Genomic DNA, 25,459 nt, shown 5'->3' with positions numbered 1-25,459 from the left:
AGACCCCCTTGGTCAGCTGGATGCGGTCAGGTCGAAGCCGATGTACTCGGCGGCGTCCTCGGGGTTGGCGAACATGATGGTCCGGTCGTCCAGGTGCACCATCCGCCCGTAGTGGGTGGACATGTTCTCCTCGAACTCGGCCTGGTCGAAGAACCCCGGCTCCTCGCCGAGCGCCTCGGAGATGTCGTCGTACACGAAGTCCATCCGGCCGATCGCGTCGACCCGGATCATCGACGGCAGGTGCGTCACGGTGACGTTGTCCAGCCCGGTCATCACCTCGGCCACGATCGCGCCGACCTGGTTGTTCATCAGGGTGACACCGGCCTTGTTGGACGCGGTGCTGTCCGACTTGAACGGGCTCTCGACGACTGCCCTGAGCGTGGTCACTGTGCCAACTCCTTCGGTGCCTCGAGGCCCAGCGCGGTGACGATGCCGCTGAACCGGTTCTTGACGCGGTCGAGGCCGTCCTCGAACCGCGGCGGCTTCGCGTCCGGCTGCGACCACAGCGGCTGCAGCGTCCGGGCCGCGGCGAGTGCCTTGGCGGTCCAGGAACCCATCCAGCCGGTCAGGATCGCCTTGTTGTGGTCCGCGAACTCCTTGTCGTTCGTGAGCAGCTCGAACATCGCCGTGGTGTAGCGCAGGTCGCGTTCGGCGAAGTCGTACTCCGCCGCGCCGACGACCGTCGGGGTGACGAAGTCCCCGTTGCGCGGGGATGCCTGCTGGACCAGCTGGCTGCGGAACAGCTCGCCGACGAGCGGTTCGAAGACGACGTTCGCGGCGAAGATCGCCTCGCACCAGTCGTCGATCCCCGTCAGCTGCTCGGCGACGTCCCGGACGCCCTGCCAGGCCGGGTCGTTGTTCCAGGTGTGCAGGTGCGCGCTGCCGTCGAATCCCTCGATCTCCTCGGAGAGTGTGAGGTTGTAGAGCGCGAGGTCCTGCGCGGCGCGGATCCGGTGCATGCTGTTCACCGAGATCGCGTTGTTGTGCATGTTCGTCGGCGCGCGCCGGTTGGCGTTCGCGTACAGGTACAGACCGAGACCGTGGTCGACGTGCATCCAGGCGCCGATGTGCTGCTCGACGAACCGGACCCAGTTCGTGTTCCACTGCTCGAAGGCCTTGGACTGCTTGGCCGCCTCGACGTTCTGGGTGACCTGGCGGACGACGTTCGAGTTGTAGCGGTAGAGGGTGAGCTCCCACTCCTCGTTCGGGTCCCGGAACTCGTGCCAGCCGGTGGCCGGCCACTCCTTCACGAACAGCCCGCCGCTGCCCGGTCCGCGCTGTGGGCTGGGCTGGTCGGAGCCCCACGCCTTCAGCGCCGTCCAGTCCAGCGGGTAGCCGCCGCGACCGTCGGAGAAGCCGTACAGCCAGCCCTGGCTGAGGTAGTGCCGCGGATCCGGCTGTACGTCGACCGTGACGTCCTCGTAGTGGCTCTGCTTGCGCTTCTGCGGCTTGTAGTAGTTGTAGTGGCGCAGTGTCGAGTCCGGGAACTCCCGGGCGCCGGCCTCGGCGTCGGTGAAGACCGGCTTGGGAACACTGCGTTCGAACTTAGGTGAGTCCTGTGTGGTGGTCATAGGTTTCCTGCCTCCAGCACCTTCGAGTCACCGGCGTCGCCGGTCGTGGTGAACTTGTCGTAGTAGATGTGCTTCGTCGCGACACCGAGACGTTCGAGCAGCGGGAGGGCCGCCTCGACCATCGGCGGCGGACCGCACACGTAGGCATCTGCGCCGGTGAGATCCGGTTCGAGCCGGCGGACCACATCGGTGATCAGTCCGCTCTCGCCGTCCCACTCGTCTTCCGACAGGGCTGGTACGAACCGGAACTGCGGTAAGCGTTCCTCCAGCTCATGGAGCTCGTCTTCGAAACACAGGTCGGCCCGGGTACGGGCGCCGTAGTAGAAGACCGCCGGCCGGTCGATGCTGCGGTCGGCCATCGACCGCAGCAACGACAGGATCGGCGCCAGTCCGGCGCCACCACCGACGAAGACCAGCCGGGCGCCCGGGTTGTCCCGGAGGGTGAACACCCCGAAGGGCCCGCTCAGCTCCAGTTGGTGGCCGACCTGCAGTTCGGTGTCGAGGAACTCCGAGAACAGGCCGCCTGGGTAGACCTTGATGACGAACTCCAGTTGTCCGCTCTCCCGGCTCGACGTATTGGCCATCGAGAACGAGCGGCTGGCATCCCAGCCCGGCACCTGGAGGTCGACGTACTGCCCGGGAAAGAACTTCAGTTCGCCGGGGCCGGAGAGCTTCAGCACCAGGTGCCGCAGGTCGTGGGTCACCGGGGTGATCGCCACGACCTCGGCGGTGCGCTCCTGGATCGGCAGCCCCGAACGGATCATCTCCTCGTCGTAGTTGAGCAGCTCGATCGTGAGGTCCTCGAACGCGTGCGCCCGGCAGAGCAGGGTGTAGCCCTCGTCCAGCTCGTACTCCGGCAGCGCGAAGGTGGAGTAGCGGTCCAGGTCGATGTCCTCACCGTCGAGGACGAACGACTTGCAGGACGCGCACTGTCCCTCCTTGCAGCCGTGCATGAGCATCACGCCCTGCTCGGCCGCGGCACGCAGGATCGTCTGTTCCTCGTCGACCTCGATCTCGATGCCGACGGGCTCGAACCGCACGACGTGCTTGCCGCCCATCGGATCAGGCGTCGGCAGGTGCGGGGCGGCCGGCGGGGCCTCCCTTGACGTAGCGGGCGGCGAACGCGGTGCGCTCGTCATCGGTCATCTCGTTGAGCAGCACGTTCGGGCTCGCCAGCGGCGGGCACTTGCGCAGGTGGTCCAGCGTCCACATCTTGTCCGGGTTCAGATCCAGATGCGGCTGCGCGACCATCGTCTTGCCGTCGTCGCGGACGAAGCCCATGTCCGACACCACGTCGGCCCAGTTCCAGCCGTGGTACAGCGTCTCCCACTCGCGGTGGCCGATCAGCTTGCCCATGTTCGGCGTCTGCCGGCCCTGGTACGTCGGCCGGAACGCGGTCTCGTCGGTCCACTTGCACATCTCGTGGCAGTACGTCCGCCACTGGCCGTCGACCTTCGCCATCACCATGTCCTCACGGACCAGGCACGGCACCATGCACGTCCAGCAACGGTGCGGGTACTCGTAGTCCACGTCCTCGAACACGATCGGCTTGTGCCCGTTCGGCCGCGAGAGGCGGTTGTAGTTCTCCCACCAGGCGCCGTACTTGTCGTACCAGCCCGGGTACTTGTACTCGAACCACTCGAAGTCCTTGTCCGTCATCGGGTCGATCCGCCAGTAGTTGGCGAGCCAGCCGGTGGCGAAGAACTGCGCGACCTCGTGCACGTAGCCCTTGTTCCAGATCTGGTTCCAGGACTCCTCGATCAGGTCGTGCGGGATCTCGAGACCGTACTTCTCCAGCGGTACCAGGTAGCTGCGGTAGTAGTCGTCGTAGATCCAGCGACGCCACATCTCGGCGTACGACTCACGGTCCTTGCGGCGGTCCTTGGTGCCGTACTCGATGAACGTGCCGATGGCGGCGTCGACGACACGGTGGTTGTTCCACCACGCGTACCGCAGGTCGCGGGCCAGCAGCTGGTGGTTGTCCTCGTCGGCGAGCGCCATCAGCAAGGTGGCGTAGCCGTTGCTGATGTGCCGGGACTCGTCGGACTGCACCGAGTGGAAGACCGTCGGCAGCAGGTAGTCGCCGTTGGCCGCGGCCTCGGCCGGCATCGCGACGAACAGCGTGTTGGTGAACGCGGTCTCCGCCACGATGGTCAGGTAGATGCTGGCCGCCGTGATCGCGTCACCGGTGATGAACCCCTCGGCGAACTGGCGGCCGATGGTGCCGCAGTAGTCGCTCTGGAAGTTCCGCAGGCTCGAGTTGAAGCCCGCCGGGTCGATGTAGTTGTTCATGTACAGGCGTTTGAGGTTCTGCTGGATCGTCGAGTGCCTGACCTCGTCGATCATCTGGATTGCCTGCCCGTTGTGCAGCTCGGGGTTCGGGACGGTCCGGAACAGCAGCGGCATCGCCCGCGCGGCGGAGATCTCCGGCAGCGGGATGATGCTCAGGAACAACTTCTGCCACTCCAGCCAGCGCTCCTGCACCTGGCGGAACATGTTGCCGCGGATCGCGCCGTCGGAGGCGCCGTACACCCGGTGGTCCTTCTCTTCCTGCATCGGGAAGTACGACCGCAGGACCTGCTTGAGCGGGTCCTTCTTCTGCGCCTTGCGGAACGTGTAGTCGGTGCCGTACTGGGAGACCGGCTCGTGGTACGCCGGTTCCCAGGACAACTCCTGGATCTTCTGGTGGGCCTTCGCCACACTCTGGCGACTCATGGCACTCCTCCCGCTCATGTGACCGGCTGTCATCTGCAGTACACGTGGGAGGGCGTGTGCTGAAGGTCTCAAATTGAGAAGGGGGTCAGGGCGCGCCGAGCATTCGTTCCCGGAGCTCCGCCAGCGTCTCCTGGGTCTGTTGCGCGATCCGTTGGTCACCCTGCGGATCCGGCCGGATACCGAGGCAGCGCAACAGTTCGGCGGCCGGCTCGCCGGGGTGCCCGGTCGCGCCGAGGACCGGGTGCAGACCGGCGTCCGCGAGGTGCTCGAAGACCAGGTGGACCACGGTCCACGGGTTGTACGACTCCTCGTTCTCCATGCTCCAGGTTCTCCAGCCGGACCCTGGGCGCGCGGGCGGTTGTCTCAATCTGAGACAGCAGTTGCGGCTGCGTGTACTACGCTCGAAGAGGACCGGGTGGGGCCGCGGATCCGCACTGCTTCCACCTGGCGTCAGGAGGCCCCGGTGGACGAGCTCGCACCCTCGATCGACAACCGGCGGGCCGCGACGGCCCGGCTGAACTTTCTCACCCTGGATCCGGTCGCGCCGCAGGACGTCCGGCCGCCGATCCTCGCGTCCTGGGTCCGGTCGCGGCACTGGAACCTGCCCGCGGACAAGATCGCCTTGCCGTACGTCGCGGACCCGGACAAGGACGTCCCGCTGACCCGCAGCGCGGGGCCGGTACTGCGCAAACTCCACGAGAACCTCGACGGACAGCCGATCAGCGTCATCCTCACCGACCGCTCCGGCCTGGTGCTGCAACGCCTGACCGCGGACACCGAACTCGCGCGGCACCTCGACAAGGTCTACCTCGCCCCGGGCTTCAGCTACGCCGAAGAGTTCGCCGGGACCAACGGGATCGGGACCGCGCTGGACGTCGGCGGACCGATGCACGTCTTCGGCCACGAGCACTACGCCGAGGACCTGGAGGACCTCGCGTGCGCCGGCGTACCGATCAAGCACCCGTTGAACGGCAAGACGATCGGCGCCATCGACCTCACCTGCTGGCGCAAGGACGCCGGGTCGCTGCTGATGGCGCTCGCCAAGAGCACGGCCGAGAGCATCCGTACGGCGCTGCTCCGCGACAGCTCGACGCGGGAGCTCTCCCTGCTGGAGGCGTACATGCAGACGTCCCGCCGGCTGGGTGACATGGTCATCGCGATCGACGACGACCTGCTGCTGATGAACGCCAAGGCCAGGCAGTCGCTCGACGCCGGCGACCAGCGCGCGGTCCTTGGGCACGCGGCGGAGATCCTCGGTCACGGCGGCACCGAGACGATCCTGGCCGAGTTGCCGACCGGTGCCTGGGTCCGGATCACCGGCCGCCCGATCGGTGGGCGCACCGGGGCCGGGATCCTCCAGATCAGCCCGCATTCCGCCGGAGTGGACCTGCGCTCGCAGGCGTCCGGTCATCGACCGCCGCCGCGTCCGGTCCTGCCCGGACTGGTCGGCCGGAGCGCTTCGTGGCTCGGCAGCAGCCGCGAGGTCGACAACGCCTGCCGGGCCAGGCAGTGGGTCGTGCTCAGCGGCGAACGCGGCGTCGGCAAGGTCGCGCTGGCACGTGCCGCGCACCATCAGAACAGTCCGGCCGGCGCGTTCCACATCGTCGACGCTGCCCGGACGGGTGACGGTTTCGCGGCCGAGCTCGATGCGGAGCTGGCCGACGACTCCGTGCAGGCTCTGGTGATCCGGCACGCCGAGCGCCTGGACGCGGACGGTCTCGACAGCCTCGTCGAGGCGCTGTACGGCGTGCTCGAGCGCCGGCCGTCCGCACCGCCCTGGATCGCCCTCACCCTCACCTGCGAGAACGGCGACACCCCGGACCTCGGCGAGTTGCTGACGCTGTTCCCGCTGACCGTCGAGGTGCCGCCGCTGCGGCACCACGTCGAGGACGTGCGCGAACTGGTTCCGCACTTCCTCAACCAGCTGAGCCACGGTGACCTCACGTGTGCACCCGACACCATGCAGCAACTGCTGCGCTCGTCGTGGCCCGGGAACACGGCCGAGTTGTGCCAGGTCCTCAAGCAGGTCGTCGTACGGCGTCGCCGGGCCGGTGTCATCACGCCGGGGGACCTGCCCGCCCGCACCCGGGCGGTCAGCCGGCGCAGCCTCAGCCAACTGGAGGCGCTCGAGCGCGACGCCATCGTGCACAGCCTGCTCGCCAACGGCGGGCACAAGGGCCGCGCGGCCAAGTCGCTCGGCATGTCGCGCGCGACCATCTACCGGAAGATCCACGACTATGGAATTCAGTCTCCGTAAATGTGATCGGAGCTGCACCTGAAATCGTCACTTCTGGCACAAGTGATCAATTTGCCCTTGCCGTGAGGCCTCCGCTCGCGGTGAGATAGCTGTGTGACGGAAACGCGACCCGCCGATGCGGCGGAGGGCCGGGGCTTCTCGTACCGCCCGTTCATCTGGCTTGCGGTCGCGACGTTCTCGATGGGCATCGACGGCTACGTGCTGGCCGGACTGCTGCCGCAGATCGCCGGCGACCTGAAGGTGACCCCGGCGGCCGCGGGTCAGCTGATGTCCGTGTTCGCGTTGACCGCCGCGCTGGCCGGTCCCGTGCTCGGCACGCTGACGTCACGGTGGGAACGCCGTACGACGATCGTCCTGTCACTGGGTGTGTTCGTGCTCGGCAACGTGGTCGTCGCGATCGCGACCAACTACCCGGTCGCGATGAGCGGCCGCGTGATCGCGGCGCTCGGCGGCAGCCTGCTGAACGCCGCCGTCACCGGATATGTCCTCGCGCTGACCCCGTCCGAGCACCACGGCAAGGCGTTGTCGTTCGTGCTCGGCGGCTGGATGACCGCGACGGCGCTCGGCGTACCTGTCGGCCTGGTGATCGGGCAGTCTTCGTGGCGGTTCCCGATGATCCTGGTCGCCGTGGTCGGCACGATCGCGTTGATCGGCATCCTGCTCCGGCTTCCGCAGCTGCATCTGCCCGGCGGCACCCTCGTCGAACGCCTCCGCCCGCTCGGCCAGCCCCGACTGGTCGCTGGGCTGCTCGTCACGACGGGCATCCTGTGCAGCAGCTACGCGTGCTTCACGTACGCGACGCTGATCCTCGGACCGCACTTCCACGCCGAGTGGGCGATGATCCTGATCATGTTCGGGTACGGCGTCTCGAGCATGGCCGGCAATGCGGTGACGGGACGCCTGGTCGACAAGTTCACCGCGCTCAAGGTGCTGACCGTGGTGCTGGTCGGGCTGCTGCTGAACGCCGTACTCGGCATGATCGCGCTGATGTTCGCCCCCGCTGTGGTGGCGGCCGTGTGGGGGTTGGTCTGGTTCTTCTCGGCCGGTGTCGGCAACGGCGGCGGAGCTGTTCCGCAGCAGGCGCGACTGGCGTCGATGGCACCGGACTCGGCGGCGATCGTGATGGCGCTGAACGGCAGCGCGATCTCGCTCGGCTCGGCCCTCGGCAGCGGCCTCGGCGGCGTCGCCCTGACTGCAGGCGTCGCGGCAAACGGGCTCCTTGGCGTCTCAGCCGTCGTCCTGACGATCACCGTCGGACTACACCTGCTGGTTGCTCGTGCTTCAAGAGCCGCTGCCAGGTGACGGACACATGCGCCGCTGAGACCGTCTCGGACCAGGAGTTCTCGTACCGGCCGCTGATCTGGCTCGCGGTGGCCACCTTCTCGATGGGCATCGACGGGTACGTGCTGACCGGGTTGCTGCCCGCCATCGCCGCCGACCTGCACGTCGGCGTGGCGGCCGCGGGCCAGTTGATGTCCGCGTTCGCGCTGACCGCGGCCTTCGCCGGGCCGGTGCTCGGCACGGTGACCTCGCGATGGGAGCGCCGTACGACGATCGCCACGGCGCTGGCCGTCTTCGTGCTCGGCAACCTGGTCGTCGGGCTCGCGACGACGTACCCGATCGCGTTCGCCGGCCGGGTGCTGGCGGCGCTCGGAGGATGCCTGCTGAACGCAGCCGTCAGCGGATACGTGATCGCCGTGACGCCGGTCCGGCACCGCGGGAAGGCGTTGTCGTTCGTGCTCGGCGGCCTGCTGACCGCGACGGCGCTCGGCGTACCGGTCGGCCTGGTGATCGGGCAGTCCAGCTGGCGCTACCCGATGATCCTGGTCGCCGTGATGGGCACGATCGCCCTCGCCGGCATCCTGCGCGGACTCCCCCGCCGACAACTTCCGTCCGGCCGGCTGACCGACCAGCTTCGCCCGCTCGGCCGGCCGCGACTGCTCGGCTCCCTGCTCGTCACGACCGGCATCCTCACCGGCAGTTTCACCTGCTTCACGTACGCCGTCCTGATCCTCGGCCCGTCCTTTCCGGCCGGCTGGATGATCATCGCGATCATGTTCGGGTACGGCGTCGCCAGTGCGCTGGGCAACGCGATCACGGGCCGGCTGGCGGACCGCTTCCCGGCACCGCGCGTACTGACCGTCGTTCTGGTCGTCCTGCTACTGAACTCGGCACTCGGCATGGGCGGCCTGATGCTCACCTCTGCCACCGTGCTCGCAGTGGTCGGTGTGAGCTGGTTCTTCCTCCAGGGCGCCGGCAACGGCGGCGCGGCCGTACCGCAGCAGGTCCGGCTCGGAGGCCTCGCCCCGGAGTCCGCCGCGATCGTGATGGCCCTCAACGGCAGCGCGATCTCGCTCGGTGCCGCGCTCGGCAGCGCCGCCGGCGGCATCGCCCTGGCGGCCGGGACTGCGCCTTCGGGCCTCCTCGGCCTCGCCGCCGTCGTCCTCGGGGCCACACTGGTGCTGCATCTGATCGTCTCCAGACCCTAGAATTCGGTCATGGCCGAAAAGCTGCGGATGGTGTTGGCTGCGACGCCGGCGTACCGGGAGATGGTGTTCGCGCCGGAGAGTACGGCGCGGCTCGAGGCGCTCGGGGACGTCTTCGTACTGGATGATCCAGGAGATGCGCAGGCGTTGACGGCCGCGTTGCCCGGCACCGACGTACTGATCACGTCGTGGGGTGCGACGCCGCTGACCGCGGCAGTGCTGGAGCACGCGGACCGGTTGCGGCTGGTCGCGCACAGTGCGTCGTCGGTGAAGCACTTCGTCACCGACGAGGTGTTCCGGCGCGGGCTGCGGATCACGCAGGCGGGGCAGGCGATGGCGGAACCGGTGGCCGAGGTGTCGCTCGCGTTCACGTTGAGCCTGCTGCATCGCATTCAGCGGTTCGATCACGCGATGCGCGATGGGGCCTGGCGGGACGCCGTACCTCCGCAGCACGGGCTGACGGCGTCGCGGATCGGTGTCGTGGGTGCGTCGCGGACCGGCGTCGAGTACATCCGGATGCTCGTCGCGCTCCGGGCCGCCGAGGTTGTCGTCTATGACCCATACCTCACGGACGAACGCGCGGTCGAACTCGGCGTACGGCGTACCTCGCTCGACGACCTGCTCCGGACCAGCCGGGTCGTCGCCCTGCACGCGCCAACGCTCCCCGAGACCCACCACCTGATTGGCGCCCGCGAACTCGCCCTGATGCCCGACGGCGCCTCCCTCGTCAACACAGCCCGCTCGTGGTTGGTCGACACCGCCGCGCTGCTCGACGAACTCCGCACCGGCCGGATCGACGCCGCCCTGGACGTATTCGACGAGGAGCCACTCCCACCCGACGACCCGTTCCGCGCACTCCCGAACGTCCTCCTCACCCCACACCAAGCCGCCGCCACCGTCGAGTGCTACTTCGGCATGGGCGAAATCACGGTCACCGAAATCGAACGCCACGCAACCGGCCGCCCTCTCCAGCACGAACTGACACAGACCGCCCTACACCAGATGGCCTAGCCCCCTCGCGTGATGTGCAGTTCGGGGGTTGACCGGGTGGGGTGATTAGCAGGTTGCGGTTGAGGCGGTTCGGAGGGCTCGGCGGTGGAGGGGGTTGAGGTGGTGGGCGGCGCCGGTTGCGTTGGCGATTGCGAGGGAGATTTCGCAGCGGAGGCCGGTTCCGCGGAGGTTGTCGACGCGGACCAGTTCGGCGAGTAGTTGGGTGGTGAGGGCGTCCAGCTTCTCGCGGATGACGTTGAGGTCGGGCCCGCTGGTCGGGGCCTTGTCGGGGTGAGCGGCCCAGTAGGCGAGCAGGCCGCGCTGGACGACCTTGCTGGCCTCGATCTGGGCGCGGAAGAACGCCTCGGTGGAATCCGGGTCGATGTCGGGCTGTACGGCGGACGCACGGACCGAGTCGATGATCTGCTGCTCGCGGACGGGGTCGTCGACCGGCTTGCCACTGAAGTACTTCGAGGCCGCGACGTCGTCACCGACCACGATCCGCTGGATGACCAACTCGGTCAGCGCCTCCAGCGTCGGCGCCGCGATCGGTGCACGCACGTTCACTTTCAAACATCTCGAACCATCCGGAGCCCCGCCGGCGCCGAAGACCTGTCATGCACAAGACACTCGGGGCCTTGGGTGGTGTGGTCGCAGCCGGTACGGCGCTCGCGGTGGGCTATCTCGTCGCTGATCTGACCGGCGGACCGTGGCCGGTCGACGCGGTCGGCGTACAGGTCATCGACTGGTCCCCGGGGCCGGTCAAGGACTGGGCCGTCCGGACCCTCGGTACCGCGGACCGTCCGCTGCTCCGCGTCGGCATCTGCGCGACGCTAGCGATCGTTGCGGCGGTCGCCGGATGGATCGGCGCGCGCGGGCACCGGCGGACGGCTGTGGCGATCGCGGGTGGGCTCGGGCTGGTGGGGTTGGTGTTCGCGATCGTCAGCCGGTCGACGGCCGGAACCACGCTCGATCGGTTGCTTCCGGCAACAGTCACCCTGGTGGTCGCCGTACTGGCGATGCACCTGGTCATCCGAGGTCCGAGTCGAGAGCGGGGCGATGCCGAGCAGCCGGAGGGGTTTGATCGGCGGAGGTTCTTGCTCACGGTTTCGGCGTTGGCTGTGGTGGGGGCCGGGGCAGGTGGTGCTGCGCGGTTTGCGGGTGGGTCGGGGCAGGAGTTGCGGGCGCGGGTTCGGGTACCTCGGCCGACCGACGCCGCGGGAGCGATGCAGGCGAGTCTCGACGTACCCGGGATCAGCCCGTTCACGACGCCGAACGCCAAGTTCTACCGCGTGGACACGCTGCTCCAGGTGCCGCGGATCGACCCGCGGGACTGGGAGTTGCGGATCCACGGACTTGTCGACAAAGAGCTCCGGCTCTCGTTCGACCAGTTGCTCGAACGACGGCTGATCGAACGCGACATCACCCTGACCTGCGTGTCCAACGAGGTCGGCGGTCCGTACACCGGCAACGCCCGCTGGATCGGCGTATCGATCGCGGAGCTCCTGCGCGAGGTCGGCGTACAGCAAGGGGCCGACGCGGTGAAGTCGACCAGCGTCGACGGGCTCACCATCGGCACCCCGCTCGCCGCGCTGACCGACGGACGGGACGCGATCCTCGCGCTCGCGATGAACGGTGAACCGCTGCCGTTCGAGCACGGCTTCCCGGTGCGGATGGTCGTTCCGGGCCTGTACGGATACGTGTCGGCGACCAAGTGGATCGTCGACTTCGAGGTCACCAAGTTCAGCGAGTTCAGCGCGTACTGGACCGACCGGGGCTGGTCCGTCGAGGCGCCGATCAAGACGTCCTCGCGGATCGACGTACCGAAGGGCTTCGCGACCGTCAAGGCCGGACCCGCGGTCGCGGCCGGGGTCGCGTGGGCGCAGCGTCGCGGCATCAGCAAGGTCGAGGTCAAGGTCGACAACGGCCCGTGGCAACCGGCGCGGCTGGCGCCCGTCGACGGGCCGGACACCTGGCGGCAGTGGACCTTCCGCTGGGACGCCACGCCCGGCACCCACAAACTCACGGTCCGCGCGACCGACACGACCGGCGAACTGCAGACCGATCGCCAGGCACCGCCGCGCCCGAACGGCTCGAGTGGCCTGCACAACACGGTCGTGATGGTCGAGTGACCCATCCGGCCCGCGACCTGTTCCGAAGTACTTCCATCAGCAGCCTCCCCCAGGAAAGGGACCAAGTCATGTCCAAGCACCTCACCCGCGCCGGTATCGCTCTCAGCGCGCTGGCCCTCGCAATGACCGCATCCGCTTGTGGGGGTGGCGACGACAACAGCTCCTCCGGCGGTACGACGACCAGCACGAGCAGCAGCGCACCGGCCACGAGCACCACGCCGTCGATGAGCGAGGCGGCCGGTGGACTGGTCGGACCGGGCTGCGCCGACTACGCGAAGGCCAACCCCTCGGGCGCCGGCTCGATCGACGGTATGGCGGCCGCGCCGCTGGCCACCGCCGCGTCGGGCAACCCGCTGCTGAAGACGCTCGTCGCGGCGGTCTCCGGCAAGCTCAACCCGAAGGTCGACCTCGTCTCCACGCTGAACGGCGGCGAGTTCACCGTCTTCGCGCCGGTCGACACCGCGTTCGCGAAGATCCCCGCCGCGACCGTGAACACGCTGAAGACGAACGACGCGCTGCTCACCAAGATCCTCACCTACCACGTCGTACCCGGCCAGCTCGACCCGTCGGCGGTGGTCGGCCAGCAGACGACCGTGGAGAAGCAGGCCGTCACTGTGACTGGCTCCGGCGACAGCCTGAAGGTGAACAACGCCAACGTGATCTGCGGCGGCGTGAAGACCGCGAACGCTACGGTGTACCTCATCGACTCCGTTCTGATGCCCCCGGCAAGCTGACCGTGAACGAACCAACCGCGCTTCCCTGGCCCGCCGGATCGCACTCGCGATCCGGTGCGGTCGCGGACGGCGACCTCCTGATGCTGACCGCGACCGGTGACACGGCCGCGTTCAGCGCGCTCTACGACCGGGTCGCACCGTGGGTGTTCGGTCTGGTACGCCGGATCCTCCGCAACCCGGCCCAGTCCGAAGAGGTGACCCAGGAGGTCATGCTGGACGTCTGGCGCACCGCGACCCGGTACGACGCCGACCGCGGCTCGGCGCACTCCTGGATCCTCACGATCGCGCACCGCCGCGCAGTCGACCGGGTGCGCTCCGAACAGGCCGCCGCCGACCGCACCGAGCAGGTCGGCGCGCGGTCCGCGGACGTCGCGTTCGACCAGGTGGCCGACACCGTCTCCACTCGGCTCGAAGCGGAGCAGGTACGGCGATGCCTCGGCTCGCTGACCGACCTGCAACGCGAGTCCATCGAGCTCGCGTACTACAACGGCTACACGTACCCCGAGGTCGCTCAGCAGCTCGGGGCCAAACTTCCGACCATCAAGGCGAGAATGCGCGACGGACTGATCCGCCTCCGCGACTGCCTGGGAACCACGAAGGGGCAGCGGCCATGACGGAACCCGACGTGCACACCCTCACCGGCCCGTACGTGCTGGACGCGCTGCCGGACGACGAACGGGACCGCTTCGAGGCCCACCTCGCCGAATGCACCTTCTGCACCACCGAGGTCGACGAACTCCGCGCCGCCGCGGTCAAGCTGGCCACCCAGGTCTCGACCCCGCCGCCGCCCGCGCTCAAGGCGAACGTGATGTCCGCGATCGAGCATGTGCGCCAACTCCCGCCGGCCGTCCACAGTCAGCCCGCCGTACGTCGGCGCTTCAGTCGTCGATCGGTTCTGGCGCTGGCCGCCGCGGCAGCTGTGGTCGCCGCCAGTGGCGGGATCGCGATCGACCAGTACCGGGACCGGACCGCTGCGGAGCAGGCCAACCGGCAAATGGCCGCCGTACTTTCGCAGCCCGACGCGCGGACCGTTCACGGGGCGGTCCAGGGCGGCGGACAGGCCACGGTCGTCGTGTCCGCGAAGGCCGACAAGTCGGTCATCGTACTGCGGGATCTGCCCAAGCTCCCCGCGAACCGGACCTGGCAGCTGTGGATGATGGACCCCGCGCAGAACGCCCACTCGGTCGGTCTCGCGACCGGCGACCTCACCCAGGTGATCGACGGTTCGACCGCCGGCATGGCGACGTTCGGCCTCACGGTCGAGCCGGACGGCGGATCCCCGAAGCCAACGGTCCCAGCGTCCGCGCTGATTCCGCTGACCTAGTAGCCTCCCGGAATGGAGCAGGCGGCTGCCGACGTACGCGAGCGGGTCCTGGCGAGTTTCGAGCGTCAGGGGTTGATGACGCATCTCGGGGCGCGGATCGCCCACATCGGGCCGGGTGAGGTGCACATCGTGCTGCCGAGCCGGCCTGAGGTGACGCAGCAGCACGGGTACTTCCATGCGGGGGCGACCAGCTCGATCGCGGACAGCGCCGGCGGGTACGCCGCGTTCACACTCTTCCCGGAAGGTACTTCAGTACTCACGGTCGAGTTCAAGATCAACCTGCTCGCACCGGCCGAGGGCGAGCGGCTGGAAGCGGTCGGCACCGTGATCAAGCCCGGCCGGACCCTGACGATCTGCCGCCTCGACGTCTTCGGGGTCACCGACGACCGCCGCACGCTGGTCGCCGTAGGCCAGCAGACCCTCATCCAGATCGAGGCCCGCCCCGAGCGCTGAAAAGATGTTCTCATCGGACCGATGAGTTCGGGTTGGCTCGCTGGTCTGTACAGATGTGACTAGTGAACAACGATGGGTTTTGGGCTTGGCCTCCCTCGGATCGTTCGTCGTGGCGCTGGACACCCTCGTGGTGGCCGCGGCGCTGACGACGATCCGCAGCGACCTCGGCGCAACCGCCGAGCAGCTGGAATGGACGGTCAACGCCTATGGACTGAGTTTTGCGATGCTTCTGATGACGGCCGCCGCGATCGGCGACCGCCTGGGCCGACGCCGTACCTATGCCGCCGGTTTGGCGCTCTTCACCGCCGCGTCGGTCGCGTGCGCGGTGGCGACCACGCTGCCGTTCCTGATCGCGGCCCGGGCCGTGCAGGGCGTCGGCGCGGCGATGGTGATGCCGTTGGCGATGGGCCTGCTCGGGGCCGCGTTCCCGCCGGAGCGGCGCGGTCAGGCGATCGGCGTGTTCAGCGGCGTGACCGGGATCGCCGTACTCGGTGGGCCGCTGATCGGCGGCGCGGTCACCGAGGGGTTGTCGTGGCAGTGGATTTTCTGGATCAACGTGCCGATCGGCGCGGTCGCGATCGCGTTGGTGCTGACGAAGATCCCGGAGAGCACCGGTCCGGCGCGACGCTTGGACCTGGTCAGCGCGGTGCTGATCAGCCTCGCCGTACTGGGCCTGGTCTGGGGCACGGTGCGCGGTGAGTCGGCCGGCTGGACGAGTACCGAAGTACTGGGAGCTTTCGCGATCGGGATCGTGATGCTGGCGGCGTTCGCGTGGTGGGAGCGGCGTACGGACCATGCGATGGTGCCGTTGGAGTTCTTCCGGAACCGGACGTTCACCGCGGCGAACTCGGCCGGGTTCTTCCTCAGCGCGGCGTTGTTCAGCGCGGTCTTCTTCCTGTCGCAGTACATGCAGGCCGTGCTCGGATCGGCGCCGTTCAAGGCCGGTCTGCAACTGCTGCCGTGGACGGCGACGCTGTTCATCGTCGGCCCGATCGCCGGTCGGTTGGTCGACCGTGTCGGCGAGCGTCCACTGGTCGTGATCGGTATGGCGTTGCAGACCGCGGGCATGTTCTGGGTCAGCCGCGGCGCGGACCACTACTGGGAACTGATCGTGCCGCTGGTCGTCACCGGGTGCGGGATCTCGCTCGCGATGCCCGCGGCCCAGAGCGCGGCGATGGCGGCGCTGCCCCGGGACGCCGTCGGCATCGCGTCCGGGATCTACAGCATGAATCGTCAGATCGGCGGCGCGGCCGGAGTCGCCGTCCTCGGATCGGTGTTCACGGCGGCCGGCGGCTACACCGGCAACGGCTTCAGCCGGGCCCTCGCGGGCGGCGGCGTACTGTCGTTGCTCGGGGCCGTCTCGGGCCTGGCGATCGCGGCGCGCCGTCGTAGCGGTGATCCTGCGGGCGATGTCGTGGTGGCGAAGGAGGCGGAACAAGTCCGATGAATCTCGAGGAGGAGTTTGCGCAGCATCGGGGCGAGCTGGTCGCGCACTGCTACCGGATGCTCGGTTCGCTGCACGACGCCGAGGACGCGGTTCAGGAGACGTATCTGCGCGCCTGGCGTGGTCACGCGGACTTCGAGCACCGTTCGTCGGTCCGGACCTGGCTGTACCGGATCGCCACGAACGTGTGCCTGAACCTCCTGCAGCACAGCAGCCGGCGGGTCGTCCCGTCGGCGCTGGGTGCCCCGGGCAACGATCCGGACGAGCTGCACGCCCAGGCCCTGGAGGTGCCGTGGCTGGAGCCGTTCCCGGACCAGTTGCTCGGGGCCGATCCGGCGACGGTGGTCGGCGATCGCGCGAGCCTCCGGCTGGCGATGGTCGCGGCGATGCAGCACCTTCCGCCGCGACAACGCGCCGTACTGATCCTGCGCGAGGTGCTCACCTGGCCGGCCGCGGACGTCGCCTCGTTGCTCGACACAACGACCGCCGCGGTGAACAGTTCACTGCAGCGCGCACGGGCCGAGCTCGCCCGGTTGCGGCCGCGTGAGGACGAGTTGAGCGAACCGCACGAGCCGTTGCGGCGGGCGTTGCTCGACCAGTTCCAGGCCGCGATGGAGAGCAAGGATCTCGTCGTACTGGAAGGGCTGTTCAGCGCGGACGCGCGGTGGGAGATGCCGCCGATCCCGACCTGGTTCAGCGGGCGTACCGACGTACTGCGGTTGCTCGACGCGAAGCTGCGCCCAGGTCCGGGTCAGCGGGTGCTGGTCGAGACGTCGGCGAACGGCCAGCCGGCCTTCGCGCTCTACATCCGCGGCACGGACGACCTGTTCCACGCGCACTCGATCAAGGTGCTGACGTGCACGAAGGACGCGATCTCGGCTGTGCTCGCGTTCCACCAACCTGCTTTGTTCCCAGCCTTCGGGCTGCCCCTGATCCATGGGAGATCTTGATGTCATTGGCAACCACTCTGCGGGGGCTGCATGTCCCCGGCACGCCGCTCGTCGTACCGAACGCCTGGGACGCCGCATCGGCCCGCATGGTCGAGGAGGCCGGCTTCGCCGCGGTCGCGACCAGCAGCAACGCGACGGCCGCGGTCCTCGGGTACGAGGACGGCGAGCATGCGCCGGTCGACGAAGTACTGGCTGGTGCGGCGCGGATCGCGCAGTCGGTGTCCGTTCCGGTCACGGTCGACTTCGAACGCGGGTACCGGCTGGCCCCGGGCGAACTCGTGGAACGCTTCGTCGCGACCGGTGCCGTCGGCCTCAACCTGGAGGACTCCGATCCGGCGACCGGGTCGATGATCGACGCCGGCGAGCAGGCGGACTTCTTGGCCGCGGTCCGCTCCGCGGCCGGTGACGCGCTGGTGATCAACGCCCGGATCGACGTGTTGATCCGCAAGGCCGGTACGCCGGACGAACAGATGCGGACCGCGATCGATCGCGGACAGCGGTATCTGGCCGCGGGCGCCGACTGCGTGTACCCGATCGGCGTCGGCGAGCTCGACCTGCTCGGGACGCTGGTCAAGGAGGTCGCGGGACCGGTGAACGCGGGCTACGGGCAGGGCGCGAACTCGGTCGCGGACTACGCCGCGCAGGGTGTCGCTCGGGTCACCTTCGGCCCGATGTTCCAGCGCCACCTGTACGCGAAGTTCGCCGACGCGCTCCTGCCCGCGATCGCCGCGGACCACAACCCGTTCACTGCATGAGGTCGGGTACCTCCTCGGCGTGGATTCGGCCGCGGTCCTGCTTTTCAGTAGACCGCAGAGCGGCGGGGGTCGCGGTCGGATCCGCGGGGCGGCGGTGGTGCCAGTCGGTGACGGCCTGGTAGGCCGCGGCGACGGAGAGCAGGCGGTCCTCGCCGAACGGTTTGCCGCCGAGGATCGTGCCGATCGGTACGCCGGTCGCGCTGAATCCGATCGGTAGCGCCAACTCAGGAAGTCCGAGCGCGTCGAACGGAGTCGGAGACGTCTGCACCACGACGTCACACTGCTCGAACAGGTCCTCGAGGACCCGCTCCAGCAGCACCACCTTGGCGCGCTGGCCGATCAGGAACTCGTTGGCTCCGAGCAACGCGCCCTGCAACCAGCCGACCACTGACACACCGAAGCCGCGCAGGTCTGACTGGAGCATCGGGAGGAACGGCTCGCTCCGTTCGGGGAGCCGGACGTTGTTGAAGGCCGCGTTGGTGAGCAGGTCCCACTCGTCCGGCATGGTCACGTCGACGACCGACAGTCCCTCGATCCCCGAGAGGACGTCGAGCGCCGTCGTACGGGCGGCGGCGGTCTCCGACGTACCACTGGTGAACCCGGGGATCACGCCGATCCGGGTCCGCCAACGGGCCCTTCCCCGTCGCATCGGTGTCGCGGCCGTCACGAGGTTGGGAACCGGCGGAAGCCCTTGTGTTCTTGGGTCTTCCGGGTCCTCGCCCGCCATCGCGGTCAGCATGATCGCGGCGTCCATCGCGTCGCGCGCCAGCGGGCCCGGGTGGTCGCGCGTGTAGCTCAGCGGCACGATGCCGTGCAGAGACACCCGGCCCATGGTGGGCTTCAGTCCGGTCAGATTCTGGGCGTTCGATGGCGCGGTGATCGATCCCCCGGTCTGCGTCCCGACCGCCGACGTCGCGAGCCGAGCCGCGACCGCGGTCGCCGATCCGGACGACGAGCCGCCTGGGTCCGTGGTGGGATCGTTCGGCGTCCACGCGTTCACGGTGGTGATGCGGCCGTCCGGTGTGGTCGCCCGAGTGGTTGCCAGCGGCCCCATCTGGGTCTTGCCGAGGACGATCCCGCCGGCCGCGGTCAGCCGGCGTACCGCGGTCGCGTCGAAGGGCGGCACGAAGTCGGCGAACAGGTACGAGTTCGCGGTCGTGGTCACGCCTCGCGTGTAGTAGTTGTCCTTGATCGCCAGCGGGATACCGTGCAGCGCGCCGCCGCGGGTCCGGCCGAGCGCCCGGGCACGTTGGAGGGCCTCGTCGGCGAGCACCAGGTTGAACGCCTGGTACGCCGAGTCGAACTCGGTGATCCGCGCGAGATGAGCTTCCACCAACTGTTCGGGCTTCAGCTTGCCCTTGCGGATCAACGTGGCGGCTTCGGCGATGGTGAACTCGCTGACGTCCACCGATCTCGCCGGTACGTCGACCAACGTCGCCGTACCGGTGGACGCCGTGGACGCTGTGGACGCAGGGGCGGCATGCGCGACGGCCGGCAGTGCTACCGAGCCGACCGCGGTGGCGGCGGCCAGCGCGCTCGCGCGGTGCAGGAACGATCGCCGATCGACCTGGGTGTCCTGCGGCTCGCTCATCATGCCTCCCGGGCGACGTCGATGGACGGGTACAGCTTCGGCGGTGCGGCCTGCTGAGCGAGCCGGGCGTCCGCAGCGAACGTGTACGAGCTCAACGGGAGCACCGTCGTACGCATGAAGCTGCGCAGACCGGCGAGCACCGAGTCACGGCCCGGGCTCCCGGTGTCCGGATCCGGTGCGCTTCCGGCCGGCAACTGTTCGAGGTCGATTCCGATGGAAGCCAGACGCGCCCTGATCATCACGTCCAGTTCGGCGTCGGTGGGCTGACTGAGACTCACGAGTCCCTCCCGGTCGTGGCGGCAACCTGTCAGCCTGTTATGTCATCTTCAACTACTCGGCAGGTTTCGTGGGGATCACCACCAGGTTGCGGCGCCCGGGGTGTGTGGGATCGACCGGATCGGGTACTGACGGTCGGTAGCGGAAGGCAACCATCGAGAGAACGGGGAAACCACGATGGGTATGTTCGACAACATGAAGGACAAGGCCGGCGATCTGGTCGACGAGCACGGCGACAAGGTCAGCGAGGGCCTGGACAAGGCCGGCGAGTTCGCCGACGAGAAGACCGGCGGCAAGTACGGCGACAAGATCGACCAGGGCACCGACATGGCCAAGGACCGGCTGGACAACCTCGACGGCCAGAACGACGACATCCCGGACGACCAGTCCTGAGTCAGTTCTGAGCCGAACGCCCCTCAGGCGGCCGCGGACCTCACCGCGGCCGCCCAGGGCCGGTCTGCTCGCGATCGCTTCATCGTTTGATTGATGCCTTTGGCAACCAATTTCCTGTGAGTCCGCTGAGTGCCGACTGGCAGTTCGCGTGCATGCTGGCGGCTACCACACGGTCGCTCCCGGTCAGAAACGCCTGCAGGGGTTCGCGTTCCGGGCTGCGCGACGTAGGCTCAGCTCCAAGGGTGTTGGGCTGCAGGGGGGAACTGCATGATGCTGGATTTTTGCCTGCGCTCGGAGACGGGCAGCCGATGACGCCGCTGCGGCGGATTCTGGTCTGGATCTCTGGTGCGTCGGCGGGGCTGGGGGCTGCGCTGGCCGCGACGATCCCGTTCGAGAGCGCGGAGCTGGTCGACATCTCGCGGCGCGGCGGTACGCCGGGCGCGCACCACGTCGCCGTGGATCTCGCCGACCCGGAGTCGTGGCCCGTGGTGGAAAAGGACTTCCGGCAACGGATCGAGGCCGGCGACCCGGACCTGGTGGTGTTCGTCCACAACGCAGGGACGCTGACACCGCTCGGCTCGGCGGATCACGTCGACACCGAGCAGTACACACGCAACGTGCTGCTGAACTCCGCGGCCGCACAGGTCCTCGGGCAGTCGTTCCTCAGCGCGGTGTCCGGACGGGACTGCGAGCAGCACCTGATCATGCTGTCGTCCGGCGCAGCGAGTCGACCGCACGAAGGCGAATCCAGCTACTGCGCAGGCAAGGCAGCGACCGACCAGTGGGTGCGTACCGTCGGGCTGGAGCAGCAGCGGCGAAGCCCTGGTTGCCGGGTCATCTCCGTGTCACCCGGCTCCGTCGACACCGACATGCAGGCCGAACTGCGAGCGGCCAGCCCCGACGAGGTGCCGATATCGGGCCGCTTCCGCGAAATGCAAGCCCTCGACAACCTTGCGAAGCCCGAGACCGTGGCGCGGACGATCTGGTCCCTGCTCGACCGCGACCTCCCCAGCGGAACCGTGCTGCACGTTCGCGACGTCACCTAGAGGGCGGTCGGTGCCACTCATCCGGTGATTGTCCAGGTGTGCGGAACCCCGGCGGCGAGAGACACCTCCTCGCGCTGTTCCCGGTGCCGGAGTACGACGGTGGTGTCGCGGTCGGCCGTAAGTACGGCGTTGGCCGCATCCGGGGACCAGGTGAGGTCGACGCGAACGCCGCCGCGGGCCCGGAGACCGGTGATCGAGCCCTCGGACCACGCATCCGGGAGCGCCGGGAAGATCTCTAGTTCGTCGGTGTGGCTCTGCAGCAGCATCTCCGCGATCCCGGCGGTCGCACCGAAGTTGCCGTCGATCTGGAACGGCGGGTGCGCGCAGAACAGGTTCGGGTACAGGCCGGAACCGTCGCCCACGTAGTCGGTGCCGGAATCTGCGGCCGGGGTGAGTAGTTCGCGGACCAGCCGGTGGGCGGCGGCGCCGTCGCGGAGCCTTGCCCACAACGAGATTCGCCAGGCCAGCGACCAGCCGGTGCTCTTGTCGCCACGCAACTCCAGCGTGCGAGCGGCGGCCGCGGCGAGTTCCGGCGTACCGTCCGGGGTGATCTGGTCACCGGGGTGCAGGCCGATCAGGTGAGAGGTATGGCGGTGCTGAGGCTCGGCCTCGGGCAGGTCGGCCAGCCACTCCTGTAGTTGCCCTTGGCTACCGATCTTCGGGTCGGGGATTCGCTTGCGGGCTGCCGTCAGGTCGGCGATCAGCGGGTCGGTGAGGTTGAGCTCGGCGGCGGTCTGCGCGCAGCGATCGAACAGGTCGGCGATCAGCGACAGGTCCATCGTCGACGAGGTCGTGACCGAGGCGGGTTTGCCGTCTTCGACGTACTCGTTCTCCGGTGAGGTGGAGGGGGCGGTGCCGAGCGTGCCGTCGGGTAGTTCGATCAGCCAGTCCCGTGCGAACTCGGCGGCGCCTCGGAGGGTTGGCCAGACGTCGTTCAGGTACTCGCGGTCGCCGGTGAAGGCGTAGTGGTCCCAGAGGTGACGGCACAGCCAGACGCCGGCCATCGGCCAGTTCGACCACTTCGGATTGCCGTCGACAGGCGCGGTCCAGCACCACGCGTCGGCGTTGTGATGCGCGGTCCAGCCCTTGGCGCCGTACAGGTGTTCGGCGGTACGGCGTCCTGCTTGGGCGAGGTGTTGGACGTAGTCGAGGAGGGGCTGGTGGCACTCGGACAGGGACGTGGTCTCGGCGGGCCAGTAGTTCATCTCGGTGTTGATGTTGACCGTGTAATTGCTGCTCCACGGCGGCTGCAGGTGCTCGTTCCAGATCCCCTGCAGGTTGGTCGGCAGACCTCCGGGGCGGGAGCTGGAGATCATCAGATAGCGCCCGAAGTTGTAGATCAGCGCGGCCAGCCCCGGATCGTCCCCCGCCTCCACCAGGCGCCGATCGGTCGTCAGCTCCGCACCCGTAGGAAGAGTGAGCACCGATCGACGGAACAGCCCTTGGTAGTCGCGGACATGCTCGTCGCGCAGCGTGGCTGCCTGAGCGAGGGCGGTGCTGGCTGCGGCATCCGCCGTCTGCTGGCATTCGTCCTGGGTGCGGGTTGGGGCGGTGTGGGGATCCTCGTAGCCGGTGGCTGTGGAGAGGACTACCAGGAGTTCCGTGGTGTTGCTGACGGTCAGTTGGCTGTCCGTCGGCGTGAGGGTGCCGTCGGTGTGCGCACGCAGTACGGCGGCCGCGTTCATGCCGTGGTCGTCGCCGTCGGAGTACTGGATCGGCTCGGCGGCGTTGCCGTGGGGCGGGGCGACGGACGACGGACAGGTGGCTAGCAGTGCTAGCCCGTTGTCGCCGACGGCCCGCGTGGTCGCGCGGAGCTGCGAGGTGAGGCTGAGCGTCACCGTGAGCGGCTGCGTGGCGGTCAGACGTAGGACCAATACCTGTGCGGGGGCGCTGACGAAGACCTCCTGCGAGACCTCGACGCTGCCGACCTGGTACTCGGCGCGGGCGACCGCGGTGTCCAGGTCGAGCCGGCGCCGGTAGTTCGTGACCGCACCGACGGACTCGAAGTCCAGCAGCAGGTCGCCGAGCGGGAGATACGCCTGCGAATGACCGCTGTGAAACCCGTGCGCAAGCTCCTCAGCCGCGCGCACATCCTCCGCCGCCAGCGCGGCGCGAACCCGCTCAACCGCACCCGCCCCAACCTCACCGATTGGAGTTGCGAGGCGGCGGGTTGTCTCGGGGCTGCCGGACCAGCAGGTTTCGTCGTTCAGGGCGATCCGGTCCTGCGTGGTGCCGCCGAACCACATCGCGCCGATCCGGCCGTTGCCCAGCGGGAGCGCCTCCAGCCAGTCCGCCGCGGGAGCGTCGTACGTCAACTCGGTGGCGGCCGCAGTCATCCGATCTCTCATGCCGCGATCCTCCCCCGCCTGGCCCCTCTCCCGCGACCGGGGGTCCGACTACTGGTCACCCCAACGGGCCCGGCGGGTCTCGGGTCAGGCGGCTTCGGCGAACTGGGTTGCGTAGAGGTCGGCGTACAGGCCGCCCTCTGCGAGGAGTTCGTCGTGGGTGCCGCGTTGCTGGATGCGGCCCTCGTCGAGGACGAGGATGACGTCGGCGTTGCGGATCGTGGAGAGACGGTGCGCGATGACGAGCGACGTACGGCCGACCAGCGCGTTCGCGAGCGCGGTCTGGACGGCGGCCTCGGACTCGGAGTCGAGGTGCGCGGTCGCCTCGTCGAGAATCACGATCGACGGGGACTTGAGCAGCAGCCGCGCGATCGCGAGCCGCTGACGTTCACCACCCGACAACCGGTATCCGCGATCGCCGACCACGGTGTCGAGACCGTCCGGCAGGCTGTCGACCAGCGTCGCGATCTGCGCTGCCTCGAGAGCCTGGTGCAGCTCGTCGTCGGTCGCGTCCGGGCGAGCGAGCTGCAGGTTGGCGCGGATGGTGTCGTGGTACATGTGCGAGTCCTGCGTGACCACGCCGATCGCCGCCCGGAGCGACGCCTGGGTGACTTCGCGTACGTCGTGACCGCCGACCAGGACCGCGCCGCCAGTGGCGTCGTACATCCGGGACACGAGCGAGGACAGCGTGGACTTGCCGGCGCCGGACGGGCCGACGACGGCGACCAGCTGACCGGGCTCGACGGTGAACGTGACGTCCTTGAGGACCTCTTCCCCGGTCTCGGCCGACAGCGTCGCGACCGACTCGAGCGAGGCGAGCGACACCTCTTTGGCGGACGGGTAGTGGAACGACACGTGGTCGAACTCGATCGACGGCTCCGCGGTCGGCGGGAGCGTCTTCGCGTCCTTGCGGTCGGCAACCATCGGCGGGAGGTCGAGCACCTCGAGCACCCGCTCGAAGCTGACCAGCGTGGTCATGATGTCGACCTGCATGTTCGAGAGCGCGGTGAGCGGCCCGTAGAGACGGTTCAGGTACGCCGTCAGCGCGACGACCGTACCGATCCCGAGCGCTCCTTCGACGGCGAAGACCCCGCCGACGCCGTACACGAGGGCGACCGCGAGCGCTGCTACCAAGGTGAGCGAGACGCGGAAGATCCCGGCGTACATCGAGGTGGTGACGCCGATGTCGCGGACCCGGGCGGCCTTGCCGGCGAAGTCGCGGGAGGCGTCCTCGGTGCGACCGAAGACCTTGGCGAGCACCGCGCCGGCGACATTGAAGCGCTCGGTCATGGTCTGCGCCATGGTGGCGTTCAGCTTGTACGTCTCCGCTGTCGCCGTACGCAACTTTCCGGCGAGCAGCCGGGCGGGGATGACGAAGAGCGGGAGTACGACGAGGGCGAGCAGCGTGATCTGCCACGACATCACGAACATCGCGACGAGGACGAGCGTGACGCTGAGCAGGTTGCTGACCACGTTGGAGAGCGTGGAGGTGAACGCCTGCTGGGCGCCGAGCACGTCGCCGTTGAGGCGCTGGATGAGCGCGCCGGTCTGCGTCCGGCTGAAGAACGCGACCGGAAGCTGCTGCACGTGGTCGAACACGGCGGTGCGGAGGTCGTAGACGAGTCCTTCGCCGATCCGCGACGAGAACCAGCGTTCGACGAGGGTGATCGCACTGTTTACGACCGCGAGCAGCGCTACGACGAGTGCGAGCCAGACAACCACTTGGGCGTGGCCCGGCACGATGCCGCGGTCGATGATCGCCTTGAACAACAGCGGGGTGACCGCGCCGGTGGCGGCGTCGAGCGCGACGAAACCGAGAAAGGCGGCCAGATGGCCGCGGTACGGACGGGCGAACCCGAGGATCCGGCGGAGCGTGCCCGCCGACAACTTGTGATGCCGGACAGAGGAGTCCTTCAACAGCGAACGCATCGCGCGGCCGCCGCCCCCTCCCCCACCCGGAAGTCCGGAAATCTGCGACATGCAGTTCCTTCCAGTCA

The 25,459-nt window shown here is 68.6% G+C and carries 24 protein-coding genes; 14 read left to right on the top strand and 10 right to left on the bottom strand.

Annotated features, from left to right (window positions below; genetic code table 11):
- Positions 1-12: 12 nt before the first annotated feature.
- From mimD to OHB24_RS22850, 5 genes are all read right to left on the bottom strand, one after another.
- Positions 13-387, bottom strand: coding sequence for a propane 2-monooxygenase effector subunit MimD (mimD, locus tag OHB24_RS22870; RefSeq protein ID WP_327632844.1), 375 nt, complete (start codon positions 385-387; stop codon positions 13-15).
- Positions 384-1,571, bottom strand: coding sequence for a hypothetical protein (locus tag OHB24_RS22865; RefSeq protein ID WP_327632843.1), 1,188 nt, complete (start codon positions 1,569-1,571; stop codon positions 384-386). Before OHB24_RS22865 ends, mimD begins: the two co-directional genes overlap by 4 nt.
- Positions 1,568-2,710, bottom strand: a complete 1,143-nt coding sequence (locus tag OHB24_RS22860; RefSeq protein WP_327632842.1) for an NADH:ubiquinone reductase (Na(+)-transporting) subunit F — start codon at positions 2,708-2,710, stop codon at positions 1,568-1,570. The genes OHB24_RS22865 and OHB24_RS22860 overlap by 4 nt, the downstream gene beginning before the upstream one ends.
- Positions 2,634-4,286, bottom strand: a complete 1,653-nt coding sequence (locus OHB24_RS22855; RefSeq protein ID WP_327632841.1) for a hypothetical protein — start codon at positions 4,284-4,286, stop codon at positions 2,634-2,636. The genes OHB24_RS22860 and OHB24_RS22855 overlap by 77 nt, the downstream gene beginning before the upstream one ends.
- A gap of 85 nt (positions 4,287-4,371) precedes the next feature.
- On the bottom strand, positions 4,372-4,605 hold the full coding sequence (locus tag OHB24_RS22850) for a hypothetical protein (protein ID WP_130381678.1): 234 nt from the start codon (positions 4,603-4,605) through the stop codon (positions 4,372-4,374).
- 144 nt (positions 4,606-4,749) lie between these two features.
- On the opposite strand from OHB24_RS22850, the gene OHB24_RS22845 reads away from it, so the two are divergent.
- The 4 genes from OHB24_RS22845 to OHB24_RS22830 all read left to right on the top strand — a co-directional run bounded on the left by OHB24_RS22845 (position 4,750) and on the right by OHB24_RS22830 (position 10,040).
- Positions 4,750-6,543 carry a sigma-54-dependent Fis family transcriptional regulator gene (locus OHB24_RS22845; protein ID WP_327632840.1) on the top strand — a complete coding sequence of 598 codons (1,794 nt, stop codon included), beginning with the start codon at positions 4,750-4,752 and terminating at the stop codon, positions 6,541-6,543.
- A 93-nt stretch (positions 6,544-6,636) separates the two neighbouring features.
- Complete coding sequence (locus OHB24_RS22840; protein ID WP_327632839.1) at positions 6,637-7,845, top strand: MFS transporter; 1,209 nt, start codon at positions 6,637-6,639, stop codon at positions 7,843-7,845.
- Entirely contained in the window at positions 7,842-9,032 is a 1,191-nt protein-coding gene (locus OHB24_RS22835) for an MFS transporter (RefSeq protein ID WP_327632838.1), read from the top strand. The genes OHB24_RS22840 and OHB24_RS22835 overlap by 4 nt, the downstream gene beginning before the upstream one ends.
- A 9-nt stretch (positions 9,033-9,041) precedes the next feature.
- A complete protein-coding gene (locus OHB24_RS22830) occupies positions 9,042-10,040 on the top strand; it encodes a hydroxyacid dehydrogenase (protein ID WP_327632837.1) in 999 nt (332 codons plus the stop codon).
- A gap of 45 nt (positions 10,041-10,085) precedes the next feature.
- On the opposite strand, the gene aroQ is transcribed toward OHB24_RS22830, so the two are convergent.
- Positions 10,086-10,586 (bottom strand): gamma subclass chorismate mutase AroQ, encoded by a 501-nt coding sequence (gene aroQ, locus OHB24_RS22825; protein WP_327632836.1) that lies wholly within the window; start codon positions 10,584-10,586, stop codon positions 10,086-10,088.
- Positions 10,587-10,636: 50 nt separating this feature from the next.
- Between aroQ and OHB24_RS22820 the strand changes: the two genes are divergently transcribed.
- The 8 genes from OHB24_RS22820 to OHB24_RS22785 all read left to right on the top strand — a co-directional run bounded on the left by OHB24_RS22820 (position 10,637) and on the right by OHB24_RS22785 (position 17,811).
- The gene (locus OHB24_RS22820; RefSeq protein ID WP_327632835.1) at positions 10,637-12,151 is read left to right on the top strand and encodes a molybdopterin-dependent oxidoreductase; all 1,515 of its coding nucleotides are present in this window, start codon (positions 10,637-10,639) and stop codon (positions 12,149-12,151) included.
- A 68-nt stretch (positions 12,152-12,219) separates the two neighbouring features.
- A complete protein-coding gene (locus OHB24_RS22815) occupies positions 12,220-12,885 on the top strand; it encodes a fasciclin domain-containing protein (RefSeq protein WP_327632834.1) in 666 nt (221 codons plus the stop codon).
- A gap of 2 nt (positions 12,886-12,887) precedes the next feature.
- Positions 12,888-13,499 (top strand): ECF RNA polymerase sigma factor SigK, encoded by a 612-nt coding sequence (sigK, locus tag OHB24_RS22810; protein WP_327632833.1) that lies wholly within the window; start codon positions 12,888-12,890, stop codon positions 13,497-13,499.
- A complete protein-coding gene (locus OHB24_RS22805; RefSeq protein ID WP_327632832.1) occupies positions 13,496-14,209 on the top strand; it encodes an anti-sigma factor in 714 nt (237 codons plus the stop codon). The genes sigK and OHB24_RS22805 overlap by 4 nt, the downstream gene beginning before the upstream one ends.
- Before the next feature lie 12 nt (positions 14,210-14,221).
- Positions 14,222-14,662 carry a PaaI family thioesterase gene (locus OHB24_RS22800; RefSeq protein ID WP_327632831.1) on the top strand — a complete coding sequence of 147 codons (441 nt, stop codon included), beginning with the start codon at positions 14,222-14,224 and terminating at the stop codon, positions 14,660-14,662.
- An 85-nt stretch (positions 14,663-14,747) separates the two neighbouring features.
- Positions 14,748-16,109 (top strand): DHA2 family efflux MFS transporter permease subunit, encoded by a 1,362-nt coding sequence (locus tag OHB24_RS22795; protein ID WP_327632830.1) that lies wholly within the window; start codon positions 14,748-14,750, stop codon positions 16,107-16,109.
- On the top strand, positions 16,106-17,056 hold the full coding sequence (locus tag OHB24_RS22790) for a sigma-70 family RNA polymerase sigma factor (RefSeq protein ID WP_327632829.1): 951 nt from the start codon (positions 16,106-16,108) through the stop codon (positions 17,054-17,056). The genes OHB24_RS22795 and OHB24_RS22790 overlap by 4 nt, the downstream gene beginning before the upstream one ends.
- A complete protein-coding gene (locus OHB24_RS22785; RefSeq protein ID WP_327632828.1) occupies positions 17,056-17,811 on the top strand; it encodes an isocitrate lyase/PEP mutase family protein in 756 nt (251 codons plus the stop codon). Before OHB24_RS22790 ends, OHB24_RS22785 begins: the two co-directional genes overlap by 1 nt.
- On the opposite strand, the gene OHB24_RS22780 is transcribed toward OHB24_RS22785, so the two are convergent.
- Complete coding sequence (locus tag OHB24_RS22780) at positions 17,801-19,402, bottom strand: amidase (RefSeq protein WP_327632827.1); 1,602 nt, start codon at positions 19,400-19,402, stop codon at positions 17,801-17,803. The genes OHB24_RS22785 and OHB24_RS22780 overlap by 11 nt on opposite strands.
- Positions 19,402-19,680: a hypothetical protein gene (locus tag OHB24_RS22775; protein WP_327632826.1), complete on the bottom strand. Its 279-nt coding sequence runs from the start codon at positions 19,678-19,680 to the stop codon at positions 19,402-19,404. Before OHB24_RS22775 ends, OHB24_RS22780 begins: the two co-directional genes overlap by 1 nt.
- Before the next feature lie 175 nt (positions 19,681-19,855).
- Between OHB24_RS22775 and OHB24_RS22770 the strand changes: the two genes are divergently transcribed.
- Positions 19,856-20,071 (top strand): antitoxin, encoded by a 216-nt coding sequence (locus OHB24_RS22770; protein WP_327632825.1) that lies wholly within the window; start codon positions 19,856-19,858, stop codon positions 20,069-20,071.
- A 281-nt stretch (positions 20,072-20,352) separates the two neighbouring features.
- Positions 20,353-21,117, top strand: coding sequence for an SDR family NAD(P)-dependent oxidoreductase (locus OHB24_RS22765; RefSeq protein WP_327632824.1), 765 nt, complete (start codon positions 20,353-20,355; stop codon positions 21,115-21,117).
- 17 nt (positions 21,118-21,134) lie between these two features.
- Here the strand turns inward: OHB24_RS22765 and OHB24_RS22760 are convergent, their stop codons facing one another.
- Entirely contained in the window at positions 21,135-23,465 is a 2,331-nt protein-coding gene (locus OHB24_RS22760; RefSeq protein ID WP_327632823.1) for a glycoside hydrolase family 95 protein, read from the bottom strand.
- 84 nt (positions 23,466-23,549) lie between these two features.
- Positions 23,550-25,442: an ABC transporter ATP-binding protein gene (locus OHB24_RS22755; protein ID WP_327632822.1), complete on the bottom strand. Its 1,893-nt coding sequence runs from the start codon at positions 25,440-25,442 to the stop codon at positions 23,550-23,552.
- Between the last annotated feature and the right edge of the window lie 17 nt (positions 25,443-25,459).

Origin of the sequence: Kribbella sp. NBC_00482 (assembly GCF_036013725.1) — a bacterium.
Classification (GTDB): domain Bacteria; phylum Actinomycetota; class Actinomycetes; order Propionibacteriales; family Kribbellaceae; genus Kribbella.
The sequence above is the reverse complement of the archived record's forward strand: the minus strand, read 5'-3'. Positions and strand labels throughout refer to the sequence as shown.

What these genes read in the sequence shown, in the direction of transcription:
- OHB24_RS22865 (WP_327632843.1), bottom strand. Translation starts at nt 1,571, where the DNA reads ATGACCACCACACAGGACTCACCTAAGTTCGAACGCAGTGTTCCCAAG.
- OHB24_RS22860 (WP_327632842.1), bottom strand. Translation starts at nt 2,710, where the DNA reads ATGACGAGCGCACCGCGTTCGCCGCCCGCTACGTCAAGGGAGGCCCCG.
- OHB24_RS22855 (WP_327632841.1), bottom strand. Translation starts at nt 4,286, where the DNA reads ATGAGTCGCCAGAGTGTGGCGAAGGCCCACCAGAAGATCCAGGAGTTG.
- OHB24_RS22850 (WP_130381678.1), bottom strand. Translation starts at nt 4,605, where the DNA reads ATGGAGAACGAGGAGTCGTACAACCCGTGGACCGTGGTCCACCTGGTC.
- OHB24_RS22830 (WP_327632837.1), top strand. Translation starts at nt 9,042, where the DNA reads ATGGCCGAAAAGCTGCGGATGGTGTTGGCTGCGACGCCGGCGTACCGG.
- OHB24_RS22820 (WP_327632835.1), top strand. Translation starts at nt 10,637, where the DNA reads ATGCACAAGACACTCGGGGCCTTGGGTGGTGTGGTCGCAGCCGGTACG.
- OHB24_RS22815 (WP_327632834.1), top strand. Translation starts at nt 12,220, where the DNA reads ATGTCCAAGCACCTCACCCGCGCCGGTATCGCTCTCAGCGCGCTGGCC.
- OHB24_RS22805 (WP_327632832.1), top strand. Translation starts at nt 13,496, where the DNA reads ATGACGGAACCCGACGTGCACACCCTCACCGGCCCGTACGTGCTGGAC.
- OHB24_RS22800 (WP_327632831.1), top strand. Translation starts at nt 14,222, where the DNA reads ATGGAGCAGGCGGCTGCCGACGTACGCGAGCGGGTCCTGGCGAGTTTC.
- OHB24_RS22790 (WP_327632829.1), top strand. Translation starts at nt 16,106, where the DNA reads ATGAATCTCGAGGAGGAGTTTGCGCAGCATCGGGGCGAGCTGGTCGCG.
- OHB24_RS22785 (WP_327632828.1), top strand. Translation starts at nt 17,056, where the DNA reads ATGTCATTGGCAACCACTCTGCGGGGGCTGCATGTCCCCGGCACGCCG.
- OHB24_RS22780 (WP_327632827.1), bottom strand. Translation starts at nt 19,402, where the DNA reads ATGAGCGAGCCGCAGGACACCCAGGTCGATCGGCGATCGTTCCTGCAC.
- OHB24_RS22770 (WP_327632825.1), top strand. Translation starts at nt 19,856, where the DNA reads ATGGGTATGTTCGACAACATGAAGGACAAGGCCGGCGATCTGGTCGAC.
- OHB24_RS22760 (WP_327632823.1), bottom strand. Translation starts at nt 23,465, where the DNA reads ATGAGAGATCGGATGACTGCGGCCGCCACCGAGTTGACGTACGACGCT.
- OHB24_RS22755 (WP_327632822.1), bottom strand. Translation starts at nt 25,442, where the DNA reads ATGTCGCAGATTTCCGGACTTCCGGGTGGGGGAGGGGGCGGCGGCCGC.